13 protein-coding genes are annotated in these 17,422 nt (G+C 66.9%); 3 read left to right on the top strand and 10 right to left on the bottom strand.

Features of this window, described 5'->3' with window-relative positions:
* Positions 1-82: 82 nt before the first annotated feature.
* Positions 83-2,800 (bottom strand): DNA polymerase I, encoded by a 2,718-nt coding sequence (gene polA / locus AOZ49_RS00335; RefSeq protein WP_054473906.1) that lies wholly within the window; start codon positions 2,798-2,800, stop codon positions 83-85.
* A 76-nt stretch (positions 2,801-2,876) separates the two neighbouring features.
* Between polA and AOZ49_RS00330 the strand changes: the two genes are divergently transcribed.
* Positions 2,877-3,503, top strand: a complete 627-nt coding sequence (locus AOZ49_RS00330; RefSeq protein WP_054429429.1) for an LOG family protein — start codon at positions 2,877-2,879, stop codon at positions 3,501-3,503.
* A gap of 69 nt (positions 3,504-3,572) precedes the next feature.
* Here AOZ49_RS00330 and AOZ49_RS00325 read toward each other — a convergent pair whose 3' ends face one another.
* Positions 3,573-4,997, bottom strand: a complete 1,425-nt coding sequence (locus AOZ49_RS00325; RefSeq protein WP_054473905.1) for a M20 family metallopeptidase — start codon at positions 4,995-4,997, stop codon at positions 3,573-3,575.
* A gap of 83 nt (positions 4,998-5,080) precedes the next feature.
* On the bottom strand, positions 5,081-6,064 hold the full coding sequence (locus AOZ49_RS00320; protein WP_054474064.1) for a Bug family tripartite tricarboxylate transporter substrate binding protein: 984 nt from the start codon (positions 6,062-6,064) through the stop codon (positions 5,081-5,083).
* 127 nt (positions 6,065-6,191) lie between these two features.
* Between AOZ49_RS00320 and AOZ49_RS00315 the strand changes: the two genes are divergently transcribed.
* Positions 6,192-7,193: a LysR family transcriptional regulator gene (locus AOZ49_RS00315; protein WP_156355547.1), complete on the top strand. Its 1,002-nt coding sequence runs from the start codon at positions 6,192-6,194 to the stop codon at positions 7,191-7,193.
* Here the strand turns inward: AOZ49_RS00315 and AOZ49_RS00310 are convergent.
* Positions 7,157-8,017 (bottom strand): LysR family transcriptional regulator, encoded by an 861-nt coding sequence (locus AOZ49_RS00310; RefSeq protein ID WP_054473904.1) that lies wholly within the window; start codon positions 8,015-8,017, stop codon positions 7,157-7,159. The two genes, AOZ49_RS00315 and AOZ49_RS00310, sit on opposite strands and share 37 nt — an antisense overlap.
* A gap of 106 nt (positions 8,018-8,123) precedes the next feature.
* Here AOZ49_RS00310 and AOZ49_RS00305 point away from each other — a divergent pair, with 106 nt between their 5' ends.
* Positions 8,124-8,516: a tautomerase family protein gene (locus tag AOZ49_RS00305; RefSeq protein ID WP_054473903.1), complete on the top strand. Its 393-nt coding sequence runs from the start codon at positions 8,124-8,126 to the stop codon at positions 8,514-8,516.
* A 142-nt stretch (positions 8,517-8,658) separates the two neighbouring features.
* Here AOZ49_RS00305 and typA read toward each other — a convergent pair whose 3' ends face one another.
* The 6 genes from typA to rimP all read right to left on the bottom strand — a co-directional run bounded on the left by typA (position 8,659) and on the right by rimP (position 16,814).
* Positions 8,659-10,482: a translational GTPase TypA gene (gene typA / locus AOZ49_RS00300; protein WP_054473902.1), complete on the bottom strand. Its 1,824-nt coding sequence runs from the start codon at positions 10,480-10,482 to the stop codon at positions 8,659-8,661.
* Positions 10,479-11,228: a tRNA pseudouridine(55) synthase TruB gene (gene truB, locus AOZ49_RS00295; protein WP_054429436.1), complete on the bottom strand. Its 750-nt coding sequence runs from the start codon at positions 11,226-11,228 to the stop codon at positions 10,479-10,481. Before truB ends, typA begins: the two co-directional genes overlap by 4 nt.
* Positions 11,229-11,267: 39 nt before the next feature.
* A complete protein-coding gene (rbfA, locus tag AOZ49_RS00290; protein WP_006388333.1) occupies positions 11,268-11,669 on the bottom strand; it encodes a 30S ribosome-binding factor RbfA in 402 nt (133 codons plus the stop codon).
* Positions 11,670-11,692: 23 nt separating this feature from the next.
* Positions 11,693-14,743 (bottom strand): translation initiation factor IF-2, encoded by a 3,051-nt coding sequence (gene infB / locus AOZ49_RS00285; RefSeq protein ID WP_054429437.1) that lies wholly within the window; start codon positions 14,741-14,743, stop codon positions 11,693-11,695.
* A 92-nt stretch (positions 14,744-14,835) separates the two neighbouring features.
* Positions 14,836-16,314 carry a transcription termination factor NusA gene (gene nusA / locus AOZ49_RS00280; RefSeq protein ID WP_054473901.1) on the bottom strand — a complete coding sequence of 493 codons (1,479 nt, stop codon included), beginning with the start codon at positions 16,312-16,314 and terminating at the stop codon, positions 14,836-14,838.
* Positions 16,311-16,814, bottom strand: a complete 504-nt coding sequence (gene rimP, locus AOZ49_RS00275) for a ribosome maturation factor RimP (RefSeq protein WP_054429438.1) — start codon at positions 16,812-16,814, stop codon at positions 16,311-16,313. The genes nusA and rimP overlap by 4 nt, the downstream gene beginning before the upstream one ends.
* Between the last annotated feature and the right edge of the window lie 608 nt (positions 16,815-17,422).

Here is a 17,422-nt window from a genome sequence, read left to right as displayed (position 1 = left end):
GCCGGACCGCTGTGCGACCCGGACGGCCCGATTCAAGAGGTTCGCGGCGAGCGGCCCGTTTCCGGGCGCCGTCGACCAGGCGTCAGTGCGCCTGTTCCCAGTTCTTGCCCACGCCCACCTCGGCCACCAGCGGCACGCGCAGCTCGGCCACGTTGCACATCAGCCGCGGCAGGGCTTCCTTGACCACTTCCAGCTCCGCGTCGGGCGCTTCCAGCACCAGTTCATCGTGCACCTGCATGATCATGCGGGTCTGCAGCTTTTCAGCCTCGAGCCAGTCCTGCACCGCCACCATGGCCATCTTGATCAGGTCGGCCGCGGTGCCCTGCATCGGCGCGTTGATCGCCGCGCGCTCGGCGCCTTGCCGGCGCGGACCGGATGCGCCGCGGATCTCCGGCAATTGCAGCCGGCGCCCGAACACGGTCTCGACGTAGCCCTGCTCGCGCGCCACGCGGCGCGTGTTCTCCATGTACATCGCCACGCCGGGATAGCGGGCAAAGTAGCGGTCGATATAGGCCTGCGCCGCGTCGCGCGTGATGCCCAGGTTCGACGCCAGGCCGAACACGCCCATGCCGTAGATCAGGCCGAAGTTGATGGCCTTGGCCGCGCGCCGCTGCTCGGACGACACGTCCGCCAGCGATACGCCGAACACTTCCGAAGCGGTGGCGCGGTGGATGTCCTCGCCGGCGGCGAAGGCGCGCTGCAGGTTGGCGTCATCCGACACGTGCGCCATGATGCGCAGCTCGATCTGCGAATAGTCGGCCGACAGCAGCAGGCCCTGCTCGGCGATGAACGCCTCGCGCACCCGGCGCCCGGCCTCGGTGCGCACGGGAATGTTCTGCAGATTGGGATCGGACGAGGCCAGCCTGCCCGTGATCACCGCGGCCTGCGAATAGTGCGTGTGCACGCGGCCGGTGTCGGGGTTGATCATGCGCGGCAGCTTGTCCGTGTAGGTGGACTTGAGCTTGGACAGCCCGCGGTACTCCAGCAGCACCTGCGGCAGTGGATAGTCCTGCGCCAGCTTGCTCAGCACTTCCTCGTCGGTCGACGGCGCGCCGCCGGCGGTCTTGCGCACCACCGGCAATTCCATCCGGCCGAACAGGATCTCGCCCAGTTGCTTGGGCGAATTCAGGTTGAAGGGCTGGCCGGCCAGTTCATAGGCCTTCTGTTCCAGCTGCAGCATTTCCTGGCCCAGCTTGTGGCTCTGGCGGCCCAGCTCGGCCGCATCGACCTTGACGCCGTTGCGCTCGATCGTGGTCAGCACCGCCGACACCTGCATTTCCAGCTGGTAGATGCGTTCCAGCCCGGCATCGGCCGCCACCTGCGGACGCAGCACCTGGTGCAGTTGCAGCGTGAAGTCGGCGTCCTCGGCGGCATAGTGGCCGGCCTTGTCCACCGCCACTTCGTCGAAGCCGATCTGCTTGGCGCCCTTGCCGCACAGGTCTTCGTACGAGACGCCGCTGCGGCCCAGGTAGCGCTGCGCCAGGTCGTTCAGGCCGACGCCGCGATGCGACTCCAGCACGTAGGCCTGCAGCATGGTGTCTTCGGCGATGCCCGCCAGGCGGATGCCTTCGTTGGCGAACACGTGGGTGTCGTACTTGGCGTGGTGCAGCAGCTTGGCGCGCGAGGCGTCCTGCAGCCACGGGCGCAGGCGCTCCAGCACCTCGGCCTTGGGCAGCTGGGTCGCGCCATCGGGGCCGCGATGCGCCACCGGGATGTAGCAGGCCACGCCCGGCGCCACCGACATCGACAGGCCCACCAACTTGGCCTGCATCTCGTCCAGCGAGGTGGTCTCGGTGTCCAGCGCCACCAGCTCGGCGCCCTGAGCCAGCTCCATCCAGGCGTCGAACGCCTGCCAGTTGTCGATGATGCGGTAATCCAGTTCCGTCGGCGCGGCCGGCGCTTCGACCGCCACGCGCGCGTCGCCCGTGGGCACGCGCTCGGCGTCGCCGGTCAGGTCGCGCAGCCAGGTGCGGAAACCATAGCGCTCGTACAGTTCGGTCAGCGTGGCCTCGTCGCGGCCGCGCGGGGTCAGGTCGTCGACGCTGTCGACGTGACCGGTCAGGTCGCAGTCGCACTTGACCGTCAGCAACTGGCGCGTCAGCGGGAAGTTGGGGATCGCTTCGCGCAGGTTGCTGCCGGCCACGCCCTTGATGCCCTCGGCGCCCTCGACCAGCTTGTCGATCGAACCGAATTCCGAGATCCACTTGGCGGCCGTCTTGGGGCCGACCTTGGTCACGCCCGGCACGTTGTCGACGGTATCGCCCACCAGCATCAGGTAGTCGACGATGCGGTCCGGCGGCACGCCGAACTTGTTGACCACGCCGGCCTCGTCCAGCACCTCGCCGCTCATGGTGTTGACCAGCGTGACGTGGCTGTTGACCAGTTGCGCCAGGTCCTTGTCGCCGGTGGACACCACCGTGTGCACGCCGCGCTCGGCGGCGCGGCAGGCCAGCGTGCCGATCACGTCATCGGCCTCGACGCCCTCGATGGCCAGCACCGGCCAGCCCAGCGCGCGCACGGCGCGGTGGATGGGTTCGATCTGGGCCGCCAGGTCTTCCGGCATGGGCGGGCGGTGCGACTTGTATTCCGGGTACAGGTCGTCCCGGAAGGTCTTGCCACGCGCATCGAAAATACATGCGGCATACTCTGCCTTATAGTCGGATACAAGCTTGCGCAACATATTGACCACGCCGTACAGCGCACCCGTAGGTTCGCCTTGCGCATTGCGCAAATCAGGCATAGCGTGAAAAGCGCGGTACAAGTAGCTTGAACCGTCGACCAGCAATAAGGTTTTTTTCATGGTTACAAAGGCAGATATGGCAACAACTGCGGCAACAATTGCGGCGACGCCCGCCGAAAAACAAATTCCGCTGATTATGTCAGAGATACGGACGGCGGCCGAAAAGCTGGCGAACATCGGGCCGGCAGTCAGTGTCTTTGGCAGTGCGCGCGTCAGCCGCAACTCCCCCCACTACGAAACCACCGTGGCAATCTCGGCCGCCCTGGCCGAGGCGGGTTTTGCGGTCATCGCGGGCGGCGGCCCGGGCATCATGGAAGCCGCCAACAAGGGCGCGTTCGAAACCGGCGGCACCAGCATCGGGCTGAACATCAGCCTGCCGCACGAAGCGCACAACAACGAGTATCAAACCATCAGTCTATCGTTTGAGTACTTTTTTTCACGCAAAGCCACGTTTTTCATGCACAGCTTCGCCTACGTGGCGATGCCGGGCGGCTTCGGCACCCTGGACGAGCTCTTCGAAGCGTTGACGCTGATCCAGACCGGCAAGGTCCCGCCCGCGCCCATCGTGCTGGTGGGCAGCGAGTACTGGTCGGGCCTGGTCGAATGGCTGGGCGGCCAGGTGCTGGGCAACGGCATGATCGGCGCGCATGACCTGGATCTTTTCATCATCGAGGACGATCCGCGCAAGGTCGTGCGCAAGGTGGTCGAATTCCACCAGAAGGCCAGCACGGAAGCGCAATACGCGCCGTCGCTGCCGGCCTGACCGGCGCCGGCCCGCCGCGCGCGGGCCGGACACTCCGGGCGGCCGCCGCCAGCGGCCGTCCCGCCCCGCTTATTTGCGCATGAACGACGGCAGCACGTCGGCCGGAATCGGGCAGACATAGGGCTGGCCGCGGCGCATCTCCAGCAGTTCTTCCTTGGCGCGCGCCAGCGCCTCGGGCTGGCCGTACAGATCGGCGGCGGTGGCCGCGATGACCTTGGCCGCGTGCACCATGCCCTTGTGCGCCAGCGACAGCTTGCCCTGCGCCACCATCTGCCACGAATGGAACGGCGTGCCGTAGGCATAGCAGGCGCCCCAGCACTGCGCCGTGGGCGTCACCCAGCTGACGTCGCCGACGTCGGTCGAGCCATAGCTGATCTCGCGCTTGCCCGGTTCGTACGGCGCCACGCCACTGAACAGCGGCGTCGGATTGCGCAGCACCGCCCCCAGGTTCTTGCCGGCATTGTCGATGTCATCGGCGGAAATCGCGTCCCACATGCGGCGCGCGGCCTGCTGTTCGCCTTCGGTGTACTCGGGCCCCTGCAGCGCCTGCATGTTGGCGTACATGACCTGGTTGAGCACGCCGTTGGGGATGTAGTTCGAGCAGGCCTTGTCGAACACGATCTCCAGCTCGCAATCGGTCATCAGCGCCGCGCCGCGGGCCACGTTCTTGACCCGTTCATACAGCTCGGCGGCCTGCGAATTGATGGGCGCGCGCACCAGGTACAGCACCTCGGCGCGGGCCTGCACCACGTTGGGCGAGATGCCGCCGCTGTTGGTCACGGCGTAGTGCACCCGCGCGTCCGGCACCATGTGCTCGCGCAGATAGTTCACGCCCACGTTCATCAACTCCACCGCGTCCAGCGCGCTGCGCCCCAGGTGCGGCGAATTGGCGGCATGCGCGGCAACGCCGCGAAAGCGGAAATAGGCCTGGATGTTGGCCAGCGACGACTGGTGGAAGATGCCGGTGTGCGAAGCCGGATGCCAGGTCAGCGCCGCGTCCAGGTCGTCGAACAGCCCGGCGCGCGCCATGAAGGTCTTGCCCGACCCGCCCTCCTCGGCCGGACAGCCGTAGAAGCGGATGCGGCCCGGCAGGCCGTTGCTCTCCAGGAATTCCTTGACCGCCACCGCGGCGAAATGCGCGGCAGTGCCCAGCAGGTGGTGGCCGCAGCCATGGCCGTTGCCATTGGGCGTTTCCGGCGACGGCTGGCAGGCGTAGGCGCCGCTCTCCTGGCTCAGGCCCGACAGGGCGTCGTATTCGCCCAGGATGCCGATGACCGGGCCGCCCGCGCCGGCCTCGGCGACGAACGCCGTCGGGATGCCGGCCGCGTCGCGGGTGACGCGAAAGCCGGCCTCTTCCAGCATGGCGATGTGCAGTTCGGCCGATTTGTGCTCGTCATAGCGCAGCTCGGCCAGGCTCCAGATGCGGTCGCTCAGTTCCGCATAGCGGTCGCTGCGGGCGTCGATGAACGGGGCAAGTTTGTCGATGGCTCCCATCGTGTCTCCAGTGGCGGTTCTACAGGATTGGTTCTACAGGATCTACCCGCGCCGGAGACGACACGCCACCGGCGGTGCAACGCTTACTCGTCAAGCTTGATGGCCGCAGTTTCAATGATTTTGCGGTTGGCGGCCAGCGTCTGCGCGATGCGCTGGCCGAAGGCCTGCGGCGTGCCGGTGTCGGGCTCGGCGCCCAGGCCGGCCAGGCGCTGCACCAGCGCCGGATCCGCCATGGCTTGCCGCACCGCGTCATTGAGCTTGCCCACCACCGCGTCGGGCGTGCCGGCCGGCGCCACCAGGCCGAACCAGGTCTGGCCCAGCTCGTTCAACTGCGGATAGCCCAGTTCGGCCAGCGTCGGCAATTGCGGCAGGCCCGCCAGGCGCGTCGGCGCGGCCACCGCGATCGGGCGCAGCTTGCCCGCCTTGATCAGCGACTGCGCCGAGGCGTACTGGTCCTGCTGCACCTGCACCTCGCCGCCCACCGCGGCGGTCAGCGCCGGCCCCATGCCGCGGTACGGCACGTGCAGCACCTCGACCTTGAGGTCGGCATTCATCGCCGCCAGGTTCAGGTGGCCAAGCGAGCCGACGCCCGGCGAACCGAAGGAATACTTGCCGGGATGGGCGCGCAGTTCGGCCAGGAACTGGGCGAAGTCGGTCGCCGGAAACGCCGGGTTGACCATCCACACCACCGGCACGTTCGCCACCGAACCGACCGGCTTCAACTGGGTCGCCGGATCGACGCGGGCGGTGCCGTACAGCAGCGGATTGACCGCCATGGTGCTGACCGTGGCCATCCCCAGGGTGTAGCCATCGGGTTCGGCGCGCGCCACCGCCTCGGTGCCGATCAGGCCGCCAGCGCCGGCGCGGTTTTCCACCACCACGCTCTGGCCCAGCTGCTTGCGCAGGCCATCGGCCACGGCCCGTGCCAGCACGTCGGTGGAACCGCCGGGCGCGAACGGCACGATCAGGCGCACCGGCTGCGAGGGATAGGCGCCCTGCGCGAGCGCCACGGAAGAAGCGCCGGCCAGGGCGGCGCAGACGACAGCATGCAACAGACGGGACTTCATGGAACGGCGCATCCTCGAATGGAAACCGGTAGCCGGCGTCACGCCATTCTGGGCAGGGCATATCCTTATTTCAAATACATTAATGGACTCATATATTCGCATTTTGAATAGCTCATTCCCCCGCGCCATGGATGTCGCCCCCGCTACCCTGCTTGCCCGCCTGCTGGCCAAGGGCCGCCTGCGTCACCTGCAACTGCTGGCCGGCGTGGCCGAACTGGGCAGCCTGCAGCAGGCCGCCGCCCAGATCGGCATGAGCCAGCCCGCCGCCACCCACGCCCTGGCCGACATCGAATCCCTGCTGGGCGTGGAACTGTTCGAGCGCCACGCCCGCGGCATGCGCACCACCCGCAGCGGACAACTGATGGCCGATTGCGCGCGCGGCATGCTCACCACGCTGCGCGCCTCGACCGACTCGGTGGCCGCCCTGCGTGGCGGGGCCTCGGGCAACCTGCGCCTGGGCGCCATCCCGGCGGCCAGCAGCGGCCTGCTGGCCGAACGCCTGCCGGCCTACATGCGGACCCATCCCGACCTGCAGGTGGACTTCCAGGAAGGCAGCCGCGAACAGCTGCTGCCGCTGGCGGCCGCCGGCAACCTGGACCTGCTGCTGTGCCGGCGTCCGGAAGCGGTGCCCGCCGGCCTGGAATTCGTGCCGCTGCGACAGGATGCCGCCGTCATCGTCGCCACGCCCGGCCATCCCCTGCTGGCCGGCGACGCCGCGCCCACCCTGGCCCAGGTGACGTCCCAGCTCTGGATACAGCCGCGGCCCGAACTGGCGATCCACGCCGTCTTTACCGCCTTCTTCGAGCGCGCCGGCGTGGTGCCGCGGCTGTGCCGCCTGGCCAGCGCCGCGCCGCCCATGCCGCTGCTGATCGCGGTCATGCAGGCGCAGCAGGCGCTGGCCATGGTGCCGCTGACGCTGGCCGGCTGGTATCTGCAGCACGGCCATTTCCAGCGACTGCGGATCGAGTCGCCGGGTGCGTTCCAGCCCATCGGCGCCCTCGTGGGCGAGGCCGGCCCGGGCCGCGAATTCCTGCACTGGCTGATGCGCGCGCCGGACCGGCAGGCCCCCCTAGCCTCCGCGCCGAGGCCGGCTCAACGCAGCGCCCGCTCGATCGCCTCGCGCGCCTGACCGATAAAAGGGTCTTCGCCCGGTCGCGGCGGCAGCAGGCGGAACTCGACATCGGGCAAGGGCGGCAGGCCCGGCGCCTGCAGGCGGCCGATGCCGGGCGTCAGCGCCGACTCGTTCAGGCAGGCCACGCCAAGCCCCGCCGCGATCGCCAGCTGCAACCCCGCCACGCCCGAGGCCACGTGCGCCACCGTGTACGGCACCGCGCGCCGCGCCAGCAGCCGCTCGGCGTATTGGCGCAACGCGCAGGTCTCGGGCAACGCCAGCAACGGCAGCGGCTCCGGCGGCGCCAGCGCGCCCTCGGCCGCCATCCACAGCAATGACTCGCGCCGCAGCAACGGCCCCTGCGGCCGCCCTTTCGACGCGCCGCGCTCCTGGATCACCATCGAGATGCCGACATCGACCTCGCCGCGTTCGTAGGCGGCTTCGATGGTGCCGCTCTTCATGATGGTGACGTGCATGCGCACCTGCGGGTACTGCTCGTTCAGCCGCCGCAGCAGCCGCGCCACGTCACCGGGGCGGAAGTAGTCGGTGATGCACAGCCGCAGCTCGCCGCGCAGCGCCACGCCGCGCAGGTCGCGAAAGGCCTCGTCGCTCAGCGCCAGGATGGCGCGCGCGTGGGCCAGCAGGCGCTCGCCGGCGGGGGTGGCGATCACGCCCGCCTTGCCGCGGATCAGCAGCGGCTGGCCGGCCCGTTCCTCCAGCTTGCGCATCTGCTCGCTGACCGACGACTGCGACAGGAACACCTTGGGCGCGGCGGCGGTCAGGCTCCCGGCGTCCAGCACCGCCACCAGGGTGCGCAGCTGGTCGAGATCGAATCCGGACATGATTTATCCAACGGCTTATACGATGGCTGAAATCGTAAATTCCCGCTTTTCCGATGTCAATGCGGTCCCTACACTGGCTCCATTCCCCTCACCCAAGGAGCCTGTCATGCCCCACATCGTCATCCACGTTTCCGGCCAGCCCGACGCCGCCCGCACCCGCCGCATCGTCGATTCGGTCGCCGGATTGACCCAATCCGTGCTCGGCAAGAAACTGCCGGTCATCGCCATCACGCTGCAGCACATCCCCCACGACCAGTGGTTCATCGGCGCGCGCCCGCTGTCGGAAGCGGGCAGGAACGCCTTCCACCTGGATATCAGCGTCACCGACGAGACCAACACCAAGGCCGAGAAGGCGCGCTTCATCCAGGAGATCTACGCGTCCTTCAGCGAGATCCTGGGCGAGCTGCACGAATGCTCCTACGTGCACGTGATCGACGCGCGCGCGGCGGCCTATGGCTATGGCGGCAAGACCCAGGAATACCGGCACCAGCATGCCTGAGCCCGCGTGCCGGCGCACGGGCGGCGGCCGCTGCGCCCCGCCGCCGGCAAGCCTCCGGCCATGAATGAAAAGAGCCGCGCACCCCGAAGGGTGTGCGGCTTTTCCGATTGCCAGGCGCGCGGGACAGACGTCCCGCCTCGCCTTACACGGCGGATTCGCGTGCGGCGCGCTTGCGGTCGTTTTCCTGCAGGTGACGCTTGCGCAGGCGGATCGACTTGGGCGTGATTTCGACCAGTTCGTCGTCGTCGATGAATTCCACGGCGTATTCCAGCGACATCTGGATCGGGGGCACCAGACGCACGGCTTCGTCGGTGCCCGAGGCGCGCACGTTGGTCAGCTGCTTGCCCTTGATCGGGTTCACGACCAGGTCGTTGTCACGGCTGTGGATGCCGATGATCATGCCTTCGTACAGCGCATCGCCCGGGTTCACGAACATGCGGCCGCGATCCTGCAGCTTCCACAGCGCGTAGGCCACGGCGTCGCCGTTGTCCTGGCTGATCAGCACGCCGTTGCGGCGCTCGCCGATCGAGCCTTCCTTGATGGGCGCGTATTCGTGGAAGATGTGGCTCATCAGGCCGGTGCCGCGCGTCAGCATCAGGAACTCGTTCTGGAAGCCGATCAGGCCACGGGCGGGGATCAGGTATTCCAGGCGGGTGCGGCCACGGCCGTCCGGCTGCATGTCCTGCAGATCGCCCTTGCGGCGGCCCAGTTCTTCCATCACGCCGCCCTGGTGGGCGTCTTCGACGTCGATGGTCAGCGATTCGAACGGCTCGCACTTCACGCCGTCGACTTCCTTGAACACCACGCGCGGACGCGACACGGCCAGCTCGTAGCCTTCGCGGCGCATCGTTTCCAGCAGAATCGTCAGGTGCAGTTCGCCGCGGCCCGACACTTCGAACACGGTGTCGTCGCCGGTGTCGCGCACGCGCAGCGCCACGTTCGATTTCAGTTCGCGGTCCAGGCGGTCGCGCAGCTGGCGGCTGGTGACGAACTTGCCTTCACGGCCGGCCAGCGGCGAGGTGTTGACCATGAAGTTCATGGTCAGCGTCGGCTCGTCGATGCGCAGCATCGGCAGCACGTCCTGCGTCACCGGGTCGGTCACGGTGCAGCCGATGCCCAGGTCTTCGATACCGTTGATCAGCACGATGTCGCCGGCTTCGGCTTCATCCACCACGATGCGCTCCAGGCCGTGGAACTTCAGCACCTGGTTGATGCGGCCACGGCCGCCCTGGCCCTCGGGACCGAACTTGTAGGCCACTTCCATGCCGGGACGCATGCGGCCGCGGTTGATGCGGCCCACGCCGATCTTGCCGACGTAGCTGTTGTAGTCCAGCGAGATGATCTGCATCTGCAGCGGGCCGTTGGGATCGTCGTCACGCTGCGGCACGTGCTGCAGGATGGCTTCGAACAGCGGACGCATGTCGCCTTCGCGCACGTCGGCGCTCAGGCCGGCGTAGCCGGACAGGCCAGAGGCGTACACCACCGGGAAGTCCAGCTGCTCGTCGGTCGCGCCCAGCTTGTCGAACAGGTCGAACGTGGCGTTGATGACGAAGTCGGTGCGGGCGCCCGGACGGTCGACCTTGTTGACCACCACGATGGGCTTGAGGCCCAGGGCCAGCGCCTTGCGGGTCACGAAGATGGTCTGCGGCATCGGGCCTTCGACGGCATCGACCAGCAGCAGCACGCCGTCGACCATCGACAGCACGCGCTCGACTTCGCCACCGAAGTCCGCGTGCCCCGGGGTGTCGACGATGTTGATGTGCGTGCCTTCGTATTCAACGGCACAGTTCTTGGCCAGAATCGTGATGCCGCGTTCTTTTTCCAGGTCGTTCGAGTCCATGACCCGTTCGGTCAGCGCCTGGTTTTCGCGGAAGGTGCCGGATTGGCGCAGCAGCTGGTCGACCAGGGTGGTTTTACCGTGGTCCACGTGGGCGATGATGGCGACGTTGCGCAAGGCGCGAGTCATAGCGAGTCCTTTAAGGTGGTGGCGGGCAGCAAGCCCGCCGGCAATTCGTTCAGTGCAAGCAATGCCTGCTTGGGGTCTGGCATCGCCTGCAAGGCATCCAGCGCAACGGCGCGTTCCAGAGAAAATGGCCCGACGTGCGTGCGCCGCAGCGCCGCCAGGTGGGCGTAACAGCCCAGCGCGCGCCCGATGTCCTGGGCCAGCGTCCGGATGTATGTGCCTTTACTGCAAGCCACATCGATCTCTGCCTGCGTCCCGTTCAGGGACAGCAGCTCGATGCGGTAAATCGTAATCTGCCGCGGCGGGCGTTCCAGCTCGATGCCCTGCCGCGCGTATTCGTACAACGGCTTGCCGTCGCGCTTGAGCGCCGAATACATGGGCGGAATCTGCTCGATCGTGCCCGAGAAACGTGACAGCGCATCGCGCAGGGCCTGTTCCTCGACCACGAAGCCGGGGGCGGCGGTGGACACCACGTTGCCGGTCAGGTCGCCCGAATCGGTTTCCTCGCCAAATTGAAGCGTAGCGCGATATGCCTTGTCGGCGTTGAGCATCGCGCCGGAAATCTTGGTTGCCCGGCCCATGCAGCACACCAGCAGGCCGGTGGCGAAGGGGTCGAGGGTGCCGGTATGGCCAGCTTTCGCCGCGTCCATGGCACGCTTGGCGCGTTGCAGCGCGTGGTTGCTCGACAAACCTACGGGTTTGTCGAGCAACAGCACACCGTCGAGCGCAAGCCCGCGTCGTTTAGCCATCGTCGGAATCCGGAAATTAAAGCAGTGACGACAGCCCGATCAGGACTGGTCTTCAGGTTCGTCGGGCACGCCCGAGTGCGGGCCGGGCCGGTTTGCGCGGTCGATGAGGATCGACATTTCGATACCACGGGCAATCTGCTCGTCGTGGAAGAAGCGCAAAGTGGGGACAGTGTGAATGTGCAGCAGCTTGTACAGCTGGGAGTGCAGCCAGCCGGCCTTCTCGTTCAGCAAGGCGGTCGCGGCCTCGGGCTCGGCGCCCAGGACCGTGAAATACACCTTGGCATGCGCGTAGTCGGTCGACAGTTCCACACCGGAGAGCGTGATCAAGCCAGCGCGGGTCGTGTCGATCTCGCGCTGGATGATCCCGGCCAGATCCTTCTGGATCTGGTCGGCCAGTCGCAGATTGCGACCGGGGATGGCTTTGGACTTGTGACGGCTCATTAGAAACAATGCCTCGCGACGCCTTACAGCGTACGCGCGATTTCCTTGATTTCAAAGACTTCCAGCTGGTCGCCCACCTGGATGTCGTTGTTGCCGCGCAGCGTAAGACCGCAATCGAAGCCCGACTTGACTTCCTTGACGTCGTCCTTGAAGCGGCGCAGCGAATCGAGCTGGCCGGTCCACTGGACCACGTTGTTGCGCAGCAGGCGGACCTGCGAATCGCGACGCACCAGGCCGTCGAGCACCATGCAACCGGCGATGTTGCCGATGCGGGAGATGCTGTAGACCTCGCGGATCTCGACCAGGCCGATGATCTCTTCCTTCTTCTCGGGCGCCAACATGCCCGACATGGCTGCCTTCACCTCGTCCACGGCGTCGTAGATGATGTTGTAGTAGCGCACGTCGATGCCGTTGGTCTCGGCCAGCTTCTTGGCGCTGGCTTCGGCGCGGACGTTGAAGCCGATCACCACGGCGTTCGAGGCGATCGCCAGGTTGATGTCGCTTTCCGAGATGCCACCCACGGCCGCGTGCACCACTTGCACGCGCACTTCGTCGGTCGACAGCTTGGTCAGCGACTGCACCAGCGCTTCCTGCGAACCCTGGACGTCGGTCTTGACGATCAGCGCCAGGGTCTGGGTGCCTTCGCCCAGGTTGTCGAACATCGACTCCAGCTTGGCGGCCTGCTGGCGAGCCAGCTTGACGTCGCGGAACTTGCCCTGGCGGAACAGCGCGATTTCGCGCGCCTTGCGCTCGTCGGACAGCACCATCAGTTCGTCGCCGGCGGCCGGCACTTCGGTCAGGCCCTGGATTTCCACCGGGATCGACGGGCCGGCGGCCTGGATCGGCTTGCCGTTCTCGTCGAGCATGGCGCGGACGCGGCCGAAGCTGGCGCCAGCCAGCACCACGTCGCCGCGGTTCAGCGTGCCGCTCTGGACCAGGATGGTCGCGACCGGGCCGCGGCCCTTGTCCAGGCGGGCTTCGATCACCAGGCCCTTGGCGGGCGCGTCGACCGGCGCCTTCAGTTCCAGCAGTTCGGCTTGCAGCAGCACGTTCTCGAGCAGCGCGTCGATGCCCTCGCCGGTCTTGGCCGACACCGGCACGAACGGCACGTCGCCGCCGTATTCTTCCGGCACCACTTCCTCGGCGACCAGTTCCTGCTTGACGCGCTCGGGGTTGGCGCTGGGCTTGTCGATCTTGGTCATGGCCACCACCATCGGCACGCCCGCGGCCTTGGCATGGTGGATGGCTTCGCGCGTCTGCGGCATCACGCCGTCGTCGGCCGCGCAGACCAGGATGACGATGTCGGTGGCCTTGGCGCCGCGGGCACGCATGGCGGTGAACGCCTCGTGGCCCGGGGTATCCAGGAAGGTCACCATGCCACGCTCGGTTTCCACGTGGTAGGCGCCGATGTGCTGCGTAATGCCGCCGGCTTCGCCCGCGGCGACCTTGGCGCGGCGGATGTAGTCCAGCAGCGAGGTCTTGCCGTGGTCGACGTGGCCCATCACGGTCACGACCGGGGCGCGCGGCAGCTGTTCGGCTTCCGACACGCTGGCGGTTTCGTCCAGGAAGGCTTCCGGGTCGTCGAGCTTGGCGGCGATCGCCACGTGGCCCAGTTCCTCGACCACGATCATGGCCGTTTCCTGGTCCAGCACCTGGTTGATGGTGACCATCTGGCCCAGCTTCATCAATTGCTTGATGACCTCGGCGGCCTTGACGGACATCTTGTGGGCCAGGTCGGCCACGCTGATGGTTTCCGGCACGTGCACTTCACGCGCGATGAATTCCTGCGGCGCGGGCTCGTTGCGGCGGTCGTTCTGCTGGTTGCGGCCGCCACGGCCGCCACTCTTGCCACCGCCCTTGCCGCCGGCGCGCCAGCCGTCACGGCTGGCCGGCGCCGCCGGCTTGTCGGCCGGCTTCTTGCGCGAAGCGTCATCCGACCAGGTCGAAGCGACTTCGGCGGTCTTGATGGTCTTCTTGGTGCCGGGCGCGGCGGGCTTGGCATCCTTCTTGGCGCCAGGCGCGGCGGCGGCCTTGCCGGCCGGCTTGTGCAGCGTGCCCGAGATCGGGGCGGCCGCGGCGGCGGGCGCTTCCGGTTCGGGAGCGCGCAGCACCTTGCGCGGGCGGTTCAGCATCTCGCGCAGCGCGGCGGCTTCGGCCTCGGCGGCACGGCGGGCCTCGTCGCGGCCAGCGCCAGTGGCGGAGGCGGCGAGCGGCGGGCCGGCGCGGCGGTTGTCGATGCGGTTGCCGACCTTGGCGGCGGGCGCAGCGGACTCGACCGGCTTGGCGGCGGATTTCAGGGGTTCAGACTTCGCGGCAGGCGGCACCTGGGCGACAGGCGCGGCGGCCTGGGAGGACGATGGTTCGGACTTATTGGCTAGCACAACGGGTTCCGGCTTGGCTTCTTCAGCCTTGGGCTCGGTGGATTCAGTCTTGACTTCGGGCTTGGCCTCTTCGGCCACGGGCTCGGCAGGAGCGGGCGCCGGCGTCGGTTCCGGTTCAGGCTGGGCCTGGACTTCGGCGGCGGGAGCCGCGACGGGGGCGGGCACTTCGGCCGCGACGGATTCAACAGGCGCGGGCGCTTCAACCGGCGCGGGCGCTTCTACAGCAACGGGCTCTTGCACCGGGGCCGGAGCGGGAGCCTGGACCGGCGCGGCGTCGCGCGGTTCGACCGGCGCGACCACTTCGGGCGCGGCCGGTGCGGACACCTGCTGGGCTTCTTCCGCGCCCGCTTCCTCTTCGGCGCGGGCGGCGGCGGCTTGCTCAAGGGCGATTTCGGAGGGATCACGCTTGACGAACACGCGCTTCTTGCGGACCTCGACCTGGATGGTGCGCGAGCGGCCGGTGGCATCAGCCTGGCGGATCTCGGAGGTCTGGCGGCGCGTCAAGGTGATCTTCTTGCCTTCGGTCGCGCCGTGGGCGCGACGCAGCGATTCGAGCAATTTCGCCTTGTCGCTGTCGGTGACGGAATCGTCCACCGATTTGAGGTCAACGCCAGCCGAGCGCAGCTGTTCCAGCAGCACATTGGCAGGCATTTTCAGCTCGGTAGCGAACTGGGCGACGGTGTTACTCGACATTAGGCTCTCTCTTCCCTATATGCAGCTATTACAAACAACGTGAACATGCGGCGGACTTGACGGCCATCCGCCGCAGACCCGTGTCCTTTTGGTTATTCTTCATCGAACCAATGGGCGCGGGCACGCATGATGAGGTCGCTGGCTTCCTGCTCGGTCAGGCCGGCGATTTCCGCCAGCTCGTCCGTCGCCAGTTCGGCCAGATCATCACGCGTATGCACTTGACGCTCGGCCAGCTTGGCAGCCAGTTCCGGCGTCACGCCTTCGAGTTCAAGCAGATCCTGCGCGGTCTCAAGGCGCTCTTCCTGGGCGATGGCCTCGGTCAGCAGCGCATTGCGGGCACGGGCGCGCAACTCGTTGATGGTGTCTTCGTCGAACGCCTCGATCTCCAGCAGTTCCTGCATGGGGACGTAGGCGATTTCCTCGATACCGGTGAAACCTTCGTCGATCAGGGTGTCGGCGACTTCCTCATCGACGTCCAGCTTGTTCATGAACGTGGTGCGCAGGCCCGAACGCTCGACTTCCTGGCGGTTCAGGCTTTCTTCCGGCGTCATGATGTTGATCTGCCAGCCGGTCAGCTCGGACGCCAGGCGCACGTTCTGACCCTTGGCGCCGATCGCCTTCGGCAGGTTTTCCTCGTCGACCACCACGTCCATCGCGTGCTTGTCTTCGTCCACCACGATGGACTCGACATTGGCCGGCGCCAGGGCGCCGATGACGAACTGCGCGGGATCTTCCGACCACAGCACGATGTCGACCTGCTCGCCGCCCAGCTCGTTGCGCACGGCGGTCACGCGCGAACCGCGCATGCCGACGCAGGTGCCGATCGGGTCAATACGCTTATCGTATGCCACCACGGCGATCTTCGCACGCACGCCGGCGTCACGCGCCGCCGCCTTGATCTCGAGCAGGCCCTGCTCGATCTCGGGCACTTCGTTCTCGAACAGCTGGCGGATGAACTCGGGCGAGGTGCGCGACAGGATCACCTGCTGGCCGCGGGCCGCATGGTCGACGCGCAGGACGAAAGCGCGGACGCGGTCGGCGACCCGGAGGTTTTCCTTCGGGATCATTTCGGAGCGCGGCAGGCGCGCTTCGATCTTGCCGGTCTCGATGATGGCATCGCCCTTGTCCATGCGCTTGATGGTGCCGGACACGATGGTTTCGCCGCGGTCGAGGAAGTCGTTCAGGACCTGCTCGCGCTCGGCGTCACGGATCTTCTGCAGGATCGCCTGCTTGGCGGCCTGGGCGCCGATACGGCCGAACTCGATCGGCTCGAGCGGTTCCTCGATGTACTCACCCACCTGGATGTTGGGCACGATCTCGACGGCGTCCGACAGCATTTCCTGCTTGTCGGGCTCTTGCAGGCCCGCTTCGTCGGGCACCACCAGCCAGCGGCGGAAACCTTCGTGGTCACCGGTTTCACGATCGATGGCAACACGAATGTCCGCATCATCCTTGAAGCGCTTTTTCATGGCCGAGGCCAGCGCGCTTTCCAGCGCCCCGAACACGACATCACGCGTGACGTTCTTTTCACGCGCCAAGGCATCGACCAACAGAAGAATTTCGCGACTCATCGCTTTTTGCCCTTGAAATCCAGAACGGGATCCAGTTTTGCACGCTCGATATCCTCGACCGTGAAATTCAACACCTGGACTTCGTTCTTTTTTGCCTCAAATTCGAGACCGAACACGGTCTTTTGCATCCCAGCCGCGGCGTCCGGGGCTGCGGGCGCGTCTTCGGGCACGGTCAACGTGCCGGAAAAGACCTTGCGTCCGTCCAATGCCTCGCGCAGCTTGATCTCGATGCGTTCGCCTGCGAAACGGCGGAACTCGGCCTCGTTGCGCAGCGGGCGGTCAATGCCCGGCGAACCGACTTCCAGCCGCTTGTAGTCGATGTTCTCGACCTCGTACACCCGCGACAATTGGCGGGACACTTGCTCGCAGTCTTCGATGCGCACACCGCCGACCCGATCGATCGTGACGCGCAAAAGGCCCAGCGCGGCACGTTCGACGTCGACGAGTTCGACGTCCATGCCGGCCAGTGCCTCTTCGGTCAATGCGAATAAATCAGCCATATACTCAAAAAAAATGGGCTGCACGCCCAGCCCACCGTATTGCACAGTGCCCAGCCGCCACCCTACTGCACGTAAGGAGCAATGCTGGGCAGTGCCCTATATTGCGACCTAAATTTCGGCTCGCGCCGCCCTTGCGACGCACCCGCCAACTCCGCGAGGGCAGTCAGCCCAGACCCGTTTCACCGGGACCACCTGCGCCGCAAAACCACTGCGGCCACATGGATTCCAGCCATGAAACCGGCCAACGACTCACCCAGCGACCCGTCAGCCCATACAACCTGTACAACCCGCGCACCCATGAAAAACGCCGCATGAGCGGCAAAGCAACGGCGCGGGCCAACAGACGCGAAGCCATGAAAACCATTGATTTTACCAGATAAACCGGAAAAACGCCTGATTCGTCACGGGCTTACGTTTATGTGGGACGGATCCAGCCAGCGGCGCCGCGCGGACGCCGCTGTGGCGCGGGTTTAGCGCCCCCGGCCGCCCCGGCCGCCCATCACGCCCAGGCGCGATTCATGCGCCGACGCGCCGCGAGGCTGCCAGTCGTCGCCACGGGACGAACCCGCATTGCGGGCCGCGCGCGGCTTGCCGCCAGGCTTGCCACC

The organism is Achromobacter sp. 2789STDY5608615 (assembly GCF_001298995.1).
GTDB lineage: Bacteria > Pseudomonadota > Gammaproteobacteria > Burkholderiales > Burkholderiaceae_B > Achromobacter > Achromobacter insuavis.
The sequence above is the reverse complement of the archived record's forward strand: the minus strand, read 5'-3'. Positions and strand labels throughout refer to the sequence as shown.

What these genes read in the sequence shown, in the direction of transcription:
- polA (WP_054473906.1), bottom strand. Translation starts at nt 2,800, where the DNA reads ATGAAAAAAACCTTATTGCTGGTCGACGGTTCAAGCTACTTGTACCGC.
- AOZ49_RS00330 (WP_054429429.1), top strand. Translation starts at nt 2,877, where the DNA reads ATGTCAGAGATACGGACGGCGGCCGAAAAGCTGGCGAACATCGGGCCG.
- AOZ49_RS00325 (WP_054473905.1), bottom strand. Translation starts at nt 4,997, where the DNA reads ATGGGAGCCATCGACAAACTTGCCCCGTTCATCGACGCCCGCAGCGAC.
- AOZ49_RS00320 (WP_054474064.1), bottom strand. Translation starts at nt 6,064, where the DNA reads ATGAAGTCCCGTCTGTTGCATGCTGTCGTCTGCGCCGCCCTGGCCGGC.
- AOZ49_RS00315 (WP_156355547.1), top strand. Translation starts at nt 6,192, where the DNA reads ATGGATGTCGCCCCCGCTACCCTGCTTGCCCGCCTGCTGGCCAAGGGC.
- AOZ49_RS00310 (WP_054473904.1), bottom strand. Translation starts at nt 8,017, where the DNA reads ATGTCCGGATTCGATCTCGACCAGCTGCGCACCCTGGTGGCGGTGCTG.
- AOZ49_RS00305 (WP_054473903.1), top strand. Translation starts at nt 8,124, where the DNA reads ATGCCCCACATCGTCATCCACGTTTCCGGCCAGCCCGACGCCGCCCGC.
- typA (WP_054473902.1), bottom strand. Translation starts at nt 10,482, where the DNA reads ATGACTCGCGCCTTGCGCAACGTCGCCATCATCGCCCACGTGGACCAC.
- truB (WP_054429436.1), bottom strand. Translation starts at nt 11,228, where the DNA reads ATGGCTAAACGACGCGGGCTTGCGCTCGACGGTGTGCTGTTGCTCGAC.
- rbfA (WP_006388333.1), bottom strand. Translation starts at nt 11,669, where the DNA reads ATGAGCCGTCACAAGTCCAAAGCCATCCCCGGTCGCAATCTGCGACTG.
- infB (WP_054429437.1), bottom strand. Translation starts at nt 14,743, where the DNA reads ATGTCGAGTAACACCGTCGCCCAGTTCGCTACCGAGCTGAAAATGCCT.
- nusA (WP_054473901.1), bottom strand. Translation starts at nt 16,314, where the DNA reads ATGAGTCGCGAAATTCTTCTGTTGGTCGATGCCTTGGCGCGTGAAAAG.
- rimP (WP_054429438.1), bottom strand. Translation starts at nt 16,814, where the DNA reads ATGGCTGATTTATTCGCATTGACCGAAGAGGCACTGGCCGGCATGGAC.